Source organism: Streptomyces sp. NBC_00322, assembly GCF_036147535.1.
Taxonomy (GTDB): Bacteria; Actinomycetota; Actinomycetes; order Streptomycetales; family Streptomycetaceae; genus Streptomyces.
This window is the reverse complement of sequence record NZ_CP108019.1, coordinates 1,639,177-1,653,979: the sequence shown is the minus strand read 5'-3', so window position 1 is coordinate 1,653,979 and position 14,803 is coordinate 1,639,177. Positions and strand designations below refer to the sequence as shown.

General features: G+C 70.4%; 13 protein-coding genes and 1 pseudogene. 12 read left to right on the top strand and 2 right to left on the bottom strand.

All coding sequences use genetic code 11. The features are described 5' to 3' along the window. The first annotated feature begins 116 nt into the window (after positions 1-116). The 4 genes and pseudogenes from OG905_RS07490 (at position 117) to OG905_RS07475 (ending at position 3,660) form a co-directional block, all read left to right on the top strand. Entirely contained in the window at positions 117-704 is a 588-nt protein-coding gene (locus OG905_RS07490) for a lytic polysaccharide monooxygenase auxiliary activity family 9 protein (RefSeq protein WP_328666884.1), read from the top strand. 379 nt (positions 705-1,083) lie between these two features. Continuing rightward, positions 1,084-1,497 (top strand): (2Fe-2S) ferredoxin domain-containing protein, encoded by a 414-nt coding sequence (locus OG905_RS07485; protein WP_328666882.1) that lies wholly within the window; start codon positions 1,084-1,086, stop codon positions 1,495-1,497. 291 nt (positions 1,498-1,788) lie between these two features. After that, complete coding sequence (locus tag OG905_RS07480; protein ID WP_328682844.1) at positions 1,789-1,950, top strand: hypothetical protein; 162 nt, start codon at positions 1,789-1,791, stop codon at positions 1,948-1,950. Positions 1,951-1,986: 36 nt separating this feature from the next. Next, positions 1,987-3,660 (top strand): annotated as a pseudogene (locus OG905_RS07475) (PHP domain-containing protein). Between the two features lie 81 nt (positions 3,661-3,741). Here the strand turns inward: OG905_RS07475 and fdhD are convergent. After that, positions 3,742-4,605, bottom strand: a complete 864-nt coding sequence (gene fdhD / locus OG905_RS07470; RefSeq protein WP_328682095.1) for a formate dehydrogenase accessory sulfurtransferase FdhD — start codon at positions 4,603-4,605, stop codon at positions 3,742-3,744. A 390-nt stretch (positions 4,606-4,995) separates the two neighbouring features. Here fdhD and OG905_RS07465 point away from each other — a divergent pair, with 390 nt between their 5' ends. The 3 genes from OG905_RS07465 to OG905_RS07455 all read left to right on the top strand — a co-directional run bounded on the left by OG905_RS07465 (position 4,996) and on the right by OG905_RS07455 (position 7,193). Then, a complete protein-coding gene (locus tag OG905_RS07465) occupies positions 4,996-5,934 on the top strand; it encodes a beta-ketoacyl-ACP synthase III (RefSeq protein ID WP_328666880.1) in 939 nt (312 codons plus the stop codon). A 19-nt stretch (positions 5,935-5,953) separates the two neighbouring features. After that, positions 5,954-6,430 (top strand): NUDIX domain-containing protein, encoded by a 477-nt coding sequence (locus OG905_RS07460; RefSeq protein ID WP_328666879.1) that lies wholly within the window; start codon positions 5,954-5,956, stop codon positions 6,428-6,430. A gap of 88 nt (positions 6,431-6,518) precedes the next feature. After that, complete coding sequence (locus tag OG905_RS07455; RefSeq protein ID WP_328666878.1) at positions 6,519-7,193, top strand: GntR family transcriptional regulator; 675 nt, start codon at positions 6,519-6,521, stop codon at positions 7,191-7,193. A gap of 246 nt (positions 7,194-7,439) precedes the next feature. Here the strand turns inward: OG905_RS07455 and OG905_RS07450 are convergent, their stop codons facing one another. Next, complete coding sequence (locus tag OG905_RS07450; protein WP_328666877.1) at positions 7,440-8,270, bottom strand: NAD(P)H-binding protein; 831 nt, start codon at positions 8,268-8,270, stop codon at positions 7,440-7,442. Positions 8,271-8,460: 190 nt separating this feature from the next. Between OG905_RS07450 and OG905_RS07445 the strand changes: the two genes are divergently transcribed. From OG905_RS07445 to OG905_RS07425, 5 genes are all read left to right on the top strand, one after another. After that, positions 8,461-9,642 (top strand): ROK family transcriptional regulator, encoded by a 1,182-nt coding sequence (locus OG905_RS07445; RefSeq protein WP_328666876.1) that lies wholly within the window; start codon positions 8,461-8,463, stop codon positions 9,640-9,642. A gap of 84 nt (positions 9,643-9,726) precedes the next feature. Next, the gene (locus OG905_RS07440; protein ID WP_328666875.1) at positions 9,727-11,250 is read left to right on the top strand and encodes a sugar ABC transporter ATP-binding protein; all 1,524 of its coding nucleotides are present in this window, start codon (positions 9,727-9,729) and stop codon (positions 11,248-11,250) included. A 163-nt stretch (positions 11,251-11,413) separates the two neighbouring features. Further along, the gene (locus tag OG905_RS07435) at positions 11,414-12,388 is read left to right on the top strand and encodes an ABC transporter permease (protein WP_328682093.1); all 975 of its coding nucleotides are present in this window, start codon (positions 11,414-11,416) and stop codon (positions 12,386-12,388) included. A gap of 58 nt (positions 12,389-12,446) precedes the next feature. Beyond that, the gene (locus tag OG905_RS07430) at positions 12,447-13,493 is read left to right on the top strand and encodes a substrate-binding domain-containing protein (RefSeq protein WP_328666874.1); all 1,047 of its coding nucleotides are present in this window, start codon (positions 12,447-12,449) and stop codon (positions 13,491-13,493) included. A gap of 45 nt (positions 13,494-13,538) precedes the next feature. Then, positions 13,539-14,801 (top strand): Gfo/Idh/MocA family protein, encoded by a 1,263-nt coding sequence (locus OG905_RS07425; protein WP_328666873.1) that lies wholly within the window; start codon positions 13,539-13,541, stop codon positions 14,799-14,801. Positions 14,802-14,803: the final 2 nt, after the last annotated feature.

Here is a 14,803-nt window from a genome sequence, read left to right as displayed (position 1 = left end):
AGGCCAGGCTTGATGGTGGAGCTCTGGCCACTCGATAGGGGGATAAATGGTTCATGCATTCACATGTGGGCTATGTCCTGTTGTGCACGCATATGGCAACCTCGGGAAGGTTCTCTGTGACAAGCACTCGCGCAGCACAACAGCGCCACGGCGCGGTCATCCAGCCGCGCTCACGCGCGGACATCCACTTCGGCGACTGGCGCGCCCATGGCCTGGAGGCGGGCAAGTTCTTCCCCGAAACTCAGTCGGGCCTTCGCGACCCGTACGCCCCCGACGACACGACGAGTGCGACGCCGCCTCCGGACGGGAAGATCGCAAGCGCCGGCCAGGAATTCGCCGCCGAGCTCGACGAAGCCCGCACCGACTGGCAGAAGACACCCGTCAAGGCCGGCCAGGAACTGGAGGTCGCCTGGACGTACCACGCCCGGCACCCGACGCGCCGCTGGAACTACTTCATCACTCGCAACGGCTGGGACCCCAACCAGCCGCTGACCCGCGCGCAGTTCGACCCGGAGCCCTTCCACCAGGTGCAGAACGCCTGCCAGCCGTTCTGGTCCTGCGGCGATGAACTCATGCCGTCCGACCCCACGACGCACAACCTCCCACTGCCCCGGCGCAGCGGCTACCACGTCATCCTCGCCGTGTGGGAGGTCGCCGACACCGGCAACGCCTTCTACCAGGTGATCGACACCGACTTCAGCTGACACAGCGTCCTCCCACTCGGCCCGCGCGACGCACCAAGACCGTACCCAGAGGTCGCGCACGCGCGGGCCGAGTCCCGGCGGATTCCGTCCGTTCCCCCCCGAAGTGCCGGCTGCGCGGCGCGGGGTGACCAAGCGGCCACCCGGCAAGGGGGCCGCGGAGCGCGTGGATGTCGGGACGTAGAGCGTGATGTGTGGCGCACGTACCCCCGCACCCCGCGGCAGACCAGAGACGCGCCGTAAATCATGCAGTCCCGGCTCTGCCCCGGAGCGGACCCCAGGCGCCCACCCCGCGGCATCGGGTAACCCCGCGCCCCGTACCCGATCCGCACCGGGTAACCCCGCGCCCCACCCCTCGCCCCGCGACTGGCAAGATCGCCAGGTGACGACGTACGCGACTCGCCCCAACGGCCTCCACCGCCCCCGCCCCTGCACCCTCGTCGTATGCCGCGGGTGCTGCTGCGGCGACCCCCGCAAGAACCCCGGCACCGACCACGAGGGCCAGTTGGCCCGGCTGCGCGAGGCCGCCACGACCTCCGGTGGGCGACTGGCCGTCCGTACGAGCGACTGCCTCGGCCCCTGCGGACAGGCGAACGTGATCGTGGTCCAGCCCTCCACCGAGGCCCGCCGCCGGGGAGCCCGCGCGGCCTGGATCGGCTGGGCGCTCGACGACGACGCGACGGACGACGTGCTGGAGTGGGTCGCCGCCGGCGGTCCCGGCGTGGCCGAACCCCCGGCCACCCTCGCGCTCCAGATGATCCCGCCGCCCTCCGACGCCCGTCGCCGGGCCCGCTGACCCACCGTCACACGCGGGCTCCGCCGCCTCGTTCACCCAGTCTTCGTCCAGACGTCCCCGCTCCGGCCCCGCCGTGCCCGACCCCTTCGCCTAGCGTGCTCACCGTTCACCCCGACGAACGCACCCCGACGAACGCACCGCGGAGACGTCCATGTGCAGTCCCCTCCACCAGCCGTCGCACGTTCCTGCGTGCCACCGGACTCACGGGCGCGGCCACCGCGGCCGCGGCAGCGGGACTCGCCACCGCCACGCCCGCCGCGGCGCTTCCCCGGCAGAAGTCCGCTGACAACGTTGCCAGTTGGCGTCCCGACCCGGACAGCCACGGTCGGCCTGCCCTGGCTGCTGGGCGCCTACGAGTACGGCGGCACCCTCGACCAGCTGATGCACGGCTGGCTCGGCGACATCAGGATCGTCGAACGCGCCCTGCCCGTACGCGACTTCATGAACGCCTGACCTTCCGCACCCTTCCGCAGGCCAAGGAGAAACACCATGCCGAGACCCATCCAGCCCCTGCCGCGCTGGGCGGACCCCGAGATTCCCGCCGACTCCCTCGACCCGCAGGGGCTCTCGCGACGCGGACTGCTGCGCAGCGCGGGCCTGTTCGGGGCCGCCTTCGCCGGCGGCGCCCTGCTCGCGCCGACCGCGGCCGAGGCCCACACCCCGTCGCTGGGCGACCCCGCGCTCTCGTATCTCGTCGGTGACCACCATGTGCACTCGGTCTACAGCCATGACGCGAAGTACACCTTCTCCCAGCTCGCGGGTGCGGCATCCCGCTACGGCCTGGACTGGATGGTCCTCACCGAGCACAGCAACATAGGCCACCACAAGGCGGGCGGCGCCCTCGCCGAGCACGAGGAGATCCTCAAGGCCCGTGCCGAGAACAAGCGCATGCTGCTCTTCCAGGGCCTGGAGTGGTACATCCCCGGCGCCGAGCACGCCACCGTCTTCACCCCGCCCGGCCGCCACTAGGTCGAGCTGCTCACCCGCTTCGAGCAGGCCTACGACGGCAAGCTCCTCGGCTACACCGCCGGCAGCCCCAGCCACCCGGACACCCCGCGCAACGAGGCCCACGCCGTCAAGGCCCTCCAGTGGCTCGACCAGCAGCGCCGCTGCGGCTACGTCGACGACGTCCTCGTCCTCGCCAACCACCCGCTGCGGCTGGGCATCGACTCCCCGCACGAGATGCGCGCCTGGCGCGACGCCGCCCCCGGCATCATGATCGGCATGGAGGGCGCGCCCGGCGCCCAGGCCGCCGCATCGCCCGGCCGCAACGCCCCGAACAGTATCCGCGGCGACTACGAGAACTCTCCCTCCGAGAACTCCTTCGCCGGTTACCCGCGTGAGGCCTACCGGACCTTCGGCGGTTTCGACTGGGCGACCGCGACCGTCGGCGGTCTGTGGGACGCCATGCTTGCCGAGGGCCGGCTCTTCTCGGTCACGTCCAACTCCGACGTACACCGGGTCACCTTCGACACCTGGCGCAACGGGGACTGGCTGCCGGGCCAGAACTTCGACAACATCGGCCGCCTCCCGGACCCGGTCGACACCACCGAGCCGCAGCCCGGCAGCGACTTCTGGCCGGGCCAGTTCAGCCGTACGCACGTGGGCGTGACCCGCTACGGCTACCGCCACGTGATGGCCGGGCTGCGGGCCGGCCGGGTCTGGGTCGACCACGGCCAGTTGCTCGACGGCATCGACGTACGGGTGAACAGGGAGCACGGCATCGGCCGTGGCGTGACTCTGGGCGGCCGGCTGCGCGTACGCCGCGGCGAGAAGATCGTCCTCAATGTCACCGTCACCACCGCCACCCGCCCCAACCACCACGGCGACGTGCCTCGGCTCGCCCACCTCGATGTGATCCGCGGCGCGGTGTGCGGCCCGGCCGCCGACCGCGACGAGTGGCGCGCACCCGACACCAAGGTCGTGCACACGGCCGATGTCGAGGGCCGTACGGGCAGGTACACGCTGCGTATCCCGCTCGGGAAGGCCGAGGAGTCCTTCTACGTGCGGCTGCGCGGCAGCGACGGCAGGCGCAACGGCCCCGGCTTCCTGGGCGCGGGGATCGACCCGCACGGGCCGATACCGCACGAGCCGGGCAACGGCGACGCGTGGGCGGACACCTGGTGCTACACCAACCCGGTCTTCGTGGACGTCGTCCGCTGACGAAGAGCACACGCAGGGAACCGGCCGGCGCAGGGGGCGCTCCCCGCCGGCCGGGTCCTTGTCCCGTGCGGCGGGGGCGCTTCAGACCGCGCTGTCCAGGGCGATGCGCTCGTCGCCCGCGTACACGTTCATATTGGCGCCGCGCAGAAAGCCGACCAGGGTCAGACCCGTTTCGGCGGCCAGGTCGACGGCGAGCGAGGACGGCGCGGAGACCGCGGCCAGCACCGGGATCCCGGCCATGACCGCCTTCTGCGCCAGCTCGAACGACGCGCGCCCCGAGACCAGAAGGATCACCCGGGACAGTGGCAGCCGGCCGTCCTGCAGGGCCCGGCCGACGAGCTTGTCGACGGCGTTGTGGCGGCCGACGTCCTCCCGTATGTCGAGCAGCTCGCCCTCCTCGGAGAAGAGCGCCGCCGCGTGCAGACCTCCGGTCCGGTCGAAGACCCGCTGTGCCGCCCGCAGCCGGTCGGGGAGGGCGGCGAGCAGAGAGGGCTCGACGCGGACCGGGGGTGTGTCCGCGATCGGGAAGCGGGCGGTGGTGCGTACGGCGTCGAGGCTGGCCTTGCCGCACAGCCCGCAGGAGGAGGTGGTGTAGACGTTGCGTTCAAGGGTGATGTCGGGCACGGGCACACCCGGTGCGAGCCGCACGTCCACCACGTTGTAGGTGTTGGTGCCTCCCCCAGCTACCGCTGGGGGTGCCCCCACCGTGGCCCCGGCGCAGTACACGATCGACTGCAGCTCGTCCGCGGATCCGAGCACACCCTCGCTGACCAGGAAGCCCGCCGCGAGCGCGAAGTCGTCGCCGGGGGTGCGCATGGTGATCGCGAGCGGTTTGCCGTTGAGCCGGATCTCCAGGGGCTCCTCGGCCACGAGGGTGTCCGGGCGGGACGAGACGGCGCCGTCCCTGATGCGGATGGTGCGGCGGCGCTCGGTGACCCGTCCCATGGCGATCAATTCCGATTCTGTACGGTCGTGCGGCGAGGTGACCTGGACGATCTCATTCTCCTGCATGTACAGGGTCTGCTGAGGTCGTGGCTTCGGCGCCCGCTGCGACGGAGCGCGGTCCCGACATATGCGCCGATGGCGCCGGCGCCGACAACTGAGACTTTCACGGGCGCTCCGTTCGGTTGAACGACCGAGCGAGGGCGGAAGTGAGGTAGGTTGAGTCGACAGAATATTGTGTACAGTATGCCTTTCGTGCCAGTCAAGCGACTCAGCACCCTTCGGGAAGCTCCAAATTCCGGCCCCCGAATCCTGTGGGATCACATGCCGTCGTACCGGGTGGTAGCCGCCAAGACTGGGTAATTCCACTGTCCGCACCCAGGGGGACCGCTCATGACCGGCTCACGCATCGTCGCGCTCGGCCACTACCAGCCCGCAAAGGTGCTCACCAACGCCGACCTGGCGGAGATGGTCGACACCAGCGACGAGTGGATCCGCAGCCGCGTCGGGATCGAGACCCGGCATGTGGCGGGACCCGATGAGCCGGTCGACGAGCTGGCCGCGCACGCCGCCGCGAAGGCGCTCGCCTCCGCCGGTCTCACGCCGGCCGACATCGATCTCGTACTGGTCGCCACCTCCACCGCGATCGACCGCTCGCCCAACACGGCCGCCCGCGTCGCGGCCCGTCTCGGCATGGGCTCGCCCGCCGTCATGGACCTCAATGTCGTCTGCGCCGGCTTCACGCACGCGCTCGCCACGGCCGACCACGCCGTACGGGCCGGAGCCGCCGCCCGCGCGCTGGTCATCGGCGCCGACAAGATGGCGGACATCGTCGACTGGAGCGACCGCTCCACCTGCGTGCTCGTCGGCGACGGTGCGGGCGCGGCCGTCATCGAGGCGAGCACGGAAGCGGAGATCGGCCCGGTGCTGTGGGGCTCGGTCCCCGAGATGGGCCATGCCGTACGGATCGAGGGCACGCCGCCCCGCTTCGCGCAGGAGGGCCAGTCCGTCTACCGCTGGGCCACCACTCAGCTCCCGCCCATCGCCCGCAAGGTCTGCGAGCGGGCGGGCGTCACCCCCGAGGAACTTGCCGCGGTCGTCCTCCACCAGGCGAACCTGCGGATCATCGAGCCCGTCGCCCACAAGATCGGTGCGGTCAACGCCGTCATCGCCCGCGATGTGGTGGAGTCCGGCAACACCTCGGCCGCCTCGATCCCCATGGCGTTCTCCAAACTCGTCGAGCGCGGCGAGATCCGGTCGGGCGACCCGGTGCTGCTCTTCGGCTTCGGCGGCAACCTCTCGTACGCGGGTCAGGTCATCCGCTGCCCCTGAGCACGGCACACTGAACGGCATGGTGGCGAAACGAAGCGCGGGCCTGCTGCTGTACCGCAGGCGGAGTCCGGACATCGAGGTGCTCCTCGGCCATATGGGAGGGCCGTTCTGGGAGGGGCGGGACGCCGCGGCCTGGTCCGTGCCGAAGGGGGAGTACACCCCGGAGGAGGAGCCGATGGCTGCCGCCCGGCGGGAGTTCGAGGAGGAACTGGGCCTGGCGCCGCCCGAGGGCGACTGGCAGCCACTCGGTGATGCCCGCCAGACCAGCGGGAAGATCGTCACCGCATGGGCGCTGGAGGGCGACCTCGACACCGACCTCGTGGTGCCGGGGACCTTCACCATGGAGTGGCCGCGCGGCTCGGGCCGTATGCAGGAGTTCCCCGAGATCGACCGGGCTCAGTGGTTCGGCCTGGACGAGGCCAGGGAGAAGCTGGTGACGGGGCAGCGGGTCTTCGTCGACCGGCTGGCGGAGCTGCTCGAATCCGGCCGGACGTGACGCGGATCGCGGCACGGGGATTGCGCTCGGTAGACTGTAGACGATAGCCAATTGCCGCTCGACGTCGATGGCCATGAGGGGGACCGCGATGTTGTCCGCAGGACTGCCACAGGGAACCGTGCCCAAGCTGGAACGGCCCGGTCCGCTGCGTGAGCGGGTCTACGAGGCACTGCTCGAACTGATCACGACCCGCGCACTGCGTCCCGGCCAGCACCTGGTCGAGAGCGAACTCGCAGGCCAGCTGGGCGTATCGAGGCAGCCCGTGCGCGAGGCGCTGCAGCGGCTCAACACCGAGGGCTGGGTCGATCTCCGCCCGGCACAGGGCGCGTTCGTCCACGAGCCGACGGAAGAGGAGGCGGACCAGCTGCTCTCGGTCCGTACGCTCCTCGCGGCGGAGGCGGCCCGGCTGGCCGCCGCGAACTCCGGCTCGGCGGGAATCGCGGCGCTCGAAGACCTCTGCACACAGGGCGAACAGGCCGTCGCGGCCGAAGACGTCGACCTCGCGGTGGACACCAACGCACGCTTCTACGCCACGGTGATGGACCTCGCAGGCAACAGCGTCCTCGCCGAACTGGCGGCACAGGTCGACCGGCGGGTCCGCTGGTACTGCACACCGGTGGCGCGCCAGCGCGGCAGTCAGTCCTGGATCGAGCACCGTGACCTGATCGCGGCGATCTCGGACGGGGACGAGGCCCGGGCGACGGAGGTCATGCGCGCGCACACGGAACACGCGCGCAGGACGCACCACCAACGCGAGGAGTAGCAACCGGGGTTCGGCCCCCGGGCCCCGCGCCTCAAACGCCGGCGGAACTTCAGCCCGTCCGGCGTTTGAGGACACGTGCGAAGCGCGTACGGGGGTCTGGGGGCTTGCCCCCAGTTCGGGGTGGGGGTACCTCCCACGGCCGCCAGGCCGTAGGGGGAGGGCGGGTAGGGGCTGTATCGATGTGCGGCTCCGCCGCGTGGGCCCGCCGCAGGCGCCCCTACCCGCACCGCCGAACCACCGCAGCCCCTACCGAAACGCCCCCGCGTTCGCCTCCGCCCACGCCCGGAACGACCTCGGCTCCCGCCCCGTCGCCTCCCGCACCGTCCCCACCACCCGCGACTCGTCCAGCGTCCCCGCCGAGTAGAAGCTGAAGAACGCGTTGACGTACCGCTCCGGCATCCTCGCGCTCATCTCCGCCCGCGCCTCCTTGTCCGACTGCCCCTCGAAGCGCAGCTCACGGCCGAGCACCTCGCCCAGAATCCGCACCCGGTCCGCCGGAACCAGGGATTCGGGCCCGGACAGCGCGTACACGCGGCCCTCGTGGTCGCCGGTCCCCAGTGCCGCCGCCGCGACCGCCGCGATGTCGTACGGGTCGATGTTCGCGATCCGTACGTCCGCCCACGGTGCGCGCACCACATCCCCCGCTCGCAACTGGGGTGCCCACTCAAGCGTGTTGGTCATGAAGGCGCCCGGCCGCAGGAGGGTCCAGGGCAGCCCGGACTCCCGTACCGCAGTCTCGGACTCAACCATGTAGCGGGAGATGGCATTGCCGAGGTCGCTGCTTCCGGCGGAGCTGCCCGACAGCAGCACCACGCGTTCGGCCCCGGCCGCCCGGATCTCGGCGAGTGTGGTGGGCATGTCCGCGTAGCCCGGCATCAGGAAGACCGCTCGTACTCCGGCGAGGGAGGGGAGCAGCGACTTCGGGTCGTTGAGATCGCCCGCCGCGGCCTCCGCGCCGGGCGGGAGCTTCGAGGGGTCGCCGCCGCGGCTGAGGCCGCGCACCGGCTCGCCCGCCTCGGCCAGCTGCCGGACCAGCGCCGATCCCACGTTCCCCGTGGCACCTGTCACCAGGATCATGCGATTCCCCTCTCGAAGACCTCCGATGGTGGCCTCAGTCTCCATCGACGGTCAGATCTTTGTCCCGACTGTGGTGAAAGTTGTACCGGAACTCCGCGCAAGTTCTTCCCAGTTGGGGAAAGCGCTGCTACGTTCCCCTCGAAAGAAGGACGGAAACGGCCGAAAAGGCGGGGAGGGGCACGTGAGACGCATGACCGCTCGACCCGCGAACGCGCACCAGGCGCGACTGCTCCGGCTGTTGCGCGACGGCGGGCCCAACTCCCGTGCCCAGCTGGGCGACCAGGTGGATCTGTCCCGTTCCAAGCTCGCCGTCGAGGTCGACCGGCTGCTCGAGACCGGGCTCGTCGTCGCCGACGGCCTCGCCGCCTCCCGCGGCGGGCGTCGCTCCCACAACATCCGGCTCGCCCCCGCGCTGCGATTCCTCGGTGTCGACATCGGCGCCACCTCCATCGACCTGGCCGTCACCAACGCCGAGCTCGAAGTGCTCGGCCACCTCAATCACCCCATGGATGTCCGCGAGGGCCCGGTCGCCGTCTTCGAGCAGGTGCTGTCGATGGCGGCGAAGCTCCGGGCCTCTGGACTCGCCGAGGGCTTCGACGGGGCGGGCATCGGCGTCCCCGGTCCGGTCCGTTTCCCCGAAGGCGTGCCGGTCGCTCCGCCGATCATGCCCGGCTGGGACGGCTTCCCCGTCCGCGAGGCGCTCAGCCAGGACCTCGGCTGCCCGGTCATGGTCGACAACGATGTGAACCTGATGGCGATGGGGGAGCAGCACGCGGGCGTCGCACGCTCCGTGGGCGACTTCCTCTGCATCAAGATCGGCACGGGCATCGGCTGCGGCATCGTCGTCGGCGGCGAGGTCTACCGCGGTACGACGGGCAGCGCCGGCGACATCGGTCATATCCAGGTCGAACCGGACGGCCGTGCCTGCGCCTGCGGGAACAAGGGCTGCCTGGAGGCCCACTTCAGCGGTGCCGCGCTCGCCCGCGACGCCGAGGACGCGGCCCGCACCGGCCGGTCGGAGGAGCTCGCCGCCAGACTGGAGACGGCTGGCCGGCTCACGGCGATCGATGTCGCGGCAGCCGCGGCCGCGGGCGACGCCACCTCGCTCGAACTCATCCGCGAGGGCGGCAACCGCGTCGGCCAGGTCATCGCCGGACTGGTCAGTTTCTTCAACCCGGGGCTCGTGGTGATCGGCGGCGGGGTGACCGGCCTCGGCCACACGCTGCTGGCGAGCGTACGCACCCAGGTCTACCGCCAGTCCCTGCCGCTGGCGACCGGCAATCTGCCCATCGTGCTGGGCGAGTTGGGCCCGACCGCCGGAGTCATCGGTGCGGCCCGGCTCATCAGCGACCACCTGTTCTCGCCGGCCTGATCCAAAAGGCCGGTACGTACGACCCGCACGTGCACCTGGAACCGCCCTGCCCGCTCACCGGCCGCACCCGCCGAGGGGATTGTCATGGCACCAGAACCGCCCCTGCTCACCATGTCCGGCATCACCAAGTCGTTCCCCGGCGTCCGCGCGCTCGACGGAGTGGACCTGGAGGTCCAGGCCGGCGAGGTCCACTGCCTCCTCGGCCAGAACGGCGCCGGTAAATCCACCCTCATCAAGGTGCTCGCCGGAGCCCATCAGCCCGACGGCGGAGAGATCACCTGGCGCGGCGAGGCGGTCTCCCTCAAGTCGCCCATCGCCGCCATGCGGCTCGGTATCGCCACCATCTACCAGGAGCTCGATCTCGTCGAAGGGCTCTCCGTCGCTGAGAACCTCTTCCTCGGACACGAGCCGACCTCCGCCGGTTTTGTCGTACGAGGCAAAGAGGCCAGGTCCGCAACTTCCGTCATTCTGAGACGACTTGGACACCCCGAGATCGACCCGGGCCGTCAGGTCGGCGAGCTCTCGGCCGCCCAGCAGCAGATCGTCTCGATGGCCCGGGCCCTCTCCCACGACGTACGCCTCATCGTGATGGACGAGCCGTCCGCCGCCCTCGACCCCGACGAGGTCGACAACCTCTTCCGTATCGTCGGCGATCTGACCGCCGACGGGGTCGCCGTCGTCCACATCTCCCACCGCCTCGAAGAGATCCGACGCATCGGCGACCGGGTGACCGTCCTCAAGGACGGCCGGGCCGTCGCCGTCGGACTGCCCGCACGGGACACCCCCACCCGCGACATCGTTGCCAAGATGACCGGCCGGAACGTCGAATACGCCTTCCCCGACCGCCCCCACGCCGCACACGCCGCAGACCGGCAGCCGGTCCTCAAGGTCGAAGGACTCGCCAGGAAAGGCGAGTTCGCGCCCGTCGACCTCGAACTGCGCCCCGGCGAGATCGTCGGGCTCGCCGGACTCGTGGGCTCCGGACGCTCCGAGATCCTGGAGACGATCTACGGCGCCCGCAAACCCAGCGCCGGACGCGTCCTCGTCGACGGCAGCCCGCTGCGCCCCGGCAGCGTACGCGCCGCCGTACGCGCCGGAATCGGCCTCGCCCCCGAGGAGCGCAAGGCGCAGGGCCTGCTGATGCTGGAGTCCGTCACCCGCAATGTCTCCCTCTCCTCCCTCTCCCGCTTCTCCCGCGGCGGCTGGCTCGACCGCCGCGCAGAGCGGGCAGCGGCACAGCAGGCGACCAGGGAGCTCTCCCTGCGCCCCGACAACCCCGACGCCCGGATCCGCACCCTCTCCGGCGGCAACCAGCAAAAGGCCGTGCTCGCCCGCTGGCTGCTGCGCGGCTGCCGGGTGCTGCTGCTCGACGAGCCCACCCGAGGCGTCGACGTCGGCGCGCGCGCCGAACTGTATGCCGTGATCCGCCGACTGGCCGAGGAAGGGCTCGCCGTACTTCTCGTATCCAGCGAGATCCCGGAGGTCCTGGGTCTGGCCGACCGGGTGGTAGTGCTTCGCGAGGGCCGGGTCGTCCATACCGGGCCCTCACGAGGCCTTGACGAGTACCGCGTACTCGACCTTGTGGTGACTCCTCCCTCTCGTGAATGAGAGGGCTTCTCACTCGGCCAAAGGGGCGGCCTCATGACGGCCAAGCCCTGACCGCTGCCGCAAAGCAGGCGTACAACCTACCAGCACATGACGGGAGTTATTCGTGCTGAGCAAACTGCACCCGAGTGGACAAGACGCCAAGCCGTCCGTCAGCGCAAGGGACTTGCCGACCAGAGGTCCCTGGCGTTCGCTGCTGGGCCGCGTAGACGTGCGCAACGTTTCCCTCGCCGGCGTCCTCGCCGTCCTGATCGCCGTCGGCGGCATCACCAAGCCCGACGAATTCCTCGCCACCAGCAATCTTCAGCTCGTCCTCACCCAGGCGTCGATCATCGGCGTCGTCACCGTCGGCATGACCTTTGTGATCACCAGCGGTGGCATCGATCTGTCGGTCGGCGCGATCGTGGCACTCGCGTCCGTGTGGGCGACGACGGTGGCGACGCAGGAGTACGGCTTCGCCGGCATCCTCTTCACCGCCGTGATCGTCGGCCTGGGCTGCGGCCTGGTGAACGGTCTGCTCATCGCGTACGGCGGGATGGTGCCGTTCATCGCGACCCTCGCGATGCTCGCCTCGGCGCGCGGGCTGGCCCTGCAGATCACTGACGGCAAGACGCAGATGGTCACCGTCAACTCCGTGCTGGACCTCGGTATCAAGGACGCGTACATCCTCGGTATCCCGCCGCTCGTGCTCGTCTTCGCGGCCGTCACGGTGGTCGGCTGGCTGTTGCTGAACCGCACCACCTTCGGGCGGCGGACCGTCGCCGTCGGCGGCAACGCGGAGGCCGCCCGCCTCGCCGGTATCGACGTACGCCGCCAGCGGCTCTACCTCTATCTGCTCTCCGGACTGTGCTGCGGCATAGCCGCGTTCATGCTGATCGTCCTGGCCGGTTCGGGACAGAACACCAACGGCAATCTCTACGAACTCGACGCCATCGCCGCGGCGATCATCGGCGGCACGCTGCTCAGCGGCGGCCGGGGCACCATCGTGGGCTCGGTGCTCGGCGTCCTCGTCTTCACCACGATCACCAACATCTTCGCCCTCAACAATCTGGAGAGCGCCGTCCAGCAGATCGCGAAGGGCGCGATCATCGTCGCCGCCGTCCTGGTGCAGCACCGCACCCTGCGCGGCGCCGAACACTGAACCTGGTCACCCCACATCCCTCATCTGTCGCACCGCCCAGCCGAAGGGTTGATCCGTCATGCCAGAAATCCCAGCCACCAGCCGCAGAGGACTGCTCTTCGGCACGGCCGCCGTCTCCGCCGGCGCGCTGCTGACGGCCTGCACCAGCAATGAGCCCAAGAAGTCGGAGGCGGCCACCAACAACGTGCCCGCGGCCGACGACAAGCCGGGCAAGGCCGTCACCATCGGCTTCGCCGGACCGCAGGCCGACCACGGCTGGCTCAACGCGATCAACGAGAACGCCAAGTCGCGTGCCAAGAGGTACTCCGAAGTGACGCTGGAAATCACCGAGGGCTCCAACGACACCGCCGCCCAGATCGGCCAGGTCCAGACGCTGATCAACAAGAAGGTCGACGTCCTCGTCATCCTCCCGGCCGACGGCAAGGCCCTCACCCAGGTCGGCCTGCAGGCGATGAAGGGGGGCATCCCCGTCATCAACCTGGACCGGATCTTTGCTTCCCCGCAGGCGTATCGCTGCTGGATCGGCGGCGACAACTACGGCATGGGCCTCAACGCCGGCAACTACATCGGCGAGCAGCTCAAGGACAAGCCGAACGCCAAGGTCATCGAGCTGGCCGGACTCGACAATCTGGAGCTCACCAAGCAGCGCACCCAGGGCTTCGACGACGCCTTGAAGAACTACCCCAACATCAAGAAGGTGGCCCGCCAGGCGGCCGACTTCACCGTCGAGTCCGGCCAGGCGAAGATGGCACAACTCCTACAGGCCCAGAGCCAGTTCGACGCACTGTGGAATCACGACGACGACCAGGGCGTGGGCGCACTGCGCGCCATCGCGCAGGCGGGCCGCAAGGACTTCCTCATGGTCGGCGGCGCCGGAGCCAAGTCCGCGATGGACGCCATCAAGGCCGACAACAGCGTCCTGAAGGCCACCGTCCTCTATCCGCCGACCATGGCCGCGTCTGCCATCGACCTCGCCCGCGCGCTCGGCCAGGCCAAAGGTGTCAGTGGAATGTCGGAACTGGAGATCCCCGCCTCGATCACCCTGTACTCCGCCGTCGTGACCAAGGAGAACGTCGAGGAGTACCTGCCCACGGGGTTCAGCTGACCGGCCTGCCCGCCCCCACCGAGCAACCGACGAGGAGGAACCCGTATGGAACAGAGGGACAGTGAAGCCGCTGCGACACCGGTCGGTCCGCCGGCCGCCGGTCCGCCGGCACTCGGCGTCGGCATGGTCGGTTACGCGTTCATGGGCGCCGCCCACTCACAGGGGTGGCGCACCGCCGGACGCGTCTTCGACCTGCCGCTGCGGCCGGTCCTCGCCGCGATCGGCGGCCGTGACGCGGCGGCCGTGCGGGCCGCCGCCGACAGACACGGCTGGGCGGCGGCGGAGACCGACTGGCGCGACCTCGTGACCCGCGACGATGTGCAGCTGGTCGACATCTGCACGCCGGGGGACAGCCATGCGGAGATCGCCGTCGCGGCGCTGGAGGCGGGCAAGCACGTCCTGTGCGAGAAGCCGCTGGCTAATTCGGTCGCCGAGGCCGAGGCGATGGTCGCGGCGGCCGAAGCGGCCAGGGAGCGGGGTCAGTTGGCGATGGTCGGCTTCAACTACCGGCGGGTGCCCGCGATCGCGTACGCCCGCCGGCTGATCGCCGACGGCAGGCTCGGCGCCCTGCGGCATGTGCGCTTCACCTATCTCCAGGACTGGCTGGTCGACCCGGAGTTCCCCCTCACCTGGCGGCTCAGGCGCGAGCACGCGGGCTCGGGCGCGCTCGGCGATCTGGGCGCGCACATCGTGGACCTCGCGCAGTATCTGGCGGGGGAGCCGCTGGTGGGTGTCTCGGCGCTCGCGGAGACCTTCGTACGGGAACGCCCGCTGCTCACGGGGGCGGCAGCCGGTCTTTCCGCGTCGGCCGGTCTTTCCGGGGCGGCCGGGGCCGAACGCGGGCCGGTCACCGTGGATGACGCGGCGGTGTTCACCGGGCGTCTCGCTTCGGGGGCCCTCGCCTCCTTCGAGGCCACGCGGATGGCGTCGGGACGCAAGAACGCCCTGCGGCTGGAGATCAACGGCGAGCTCGGCTCGCTCGCCTTCGACCTGGAGCGGCTGAACGAGCTGTTCTTCCACGACCACACCGAGCCCGCCGCGTCATCCGGCTTCAAGCGCATCCTGGTCACCGAGCCGGAGCATCCGTATCTGGCGGCGTGGTGGCCGCCCGGCCACGCGCTCGGCTACGAGCACACCTTCGCCCACCAGGCCCGCGATCTGGTCGAGGCGATCGCGGCGGGCACCGACCCGGCGCCGTCGTTCGCGGACGGGCTGCAGGTGCAGCGGGTGCTCGCGGCGGTGGAGGAGAGTGCCGAGAAGAACGCCGTCTACACCCCCGTACCGACATCCGTGCAGACACAGGCCTAGGA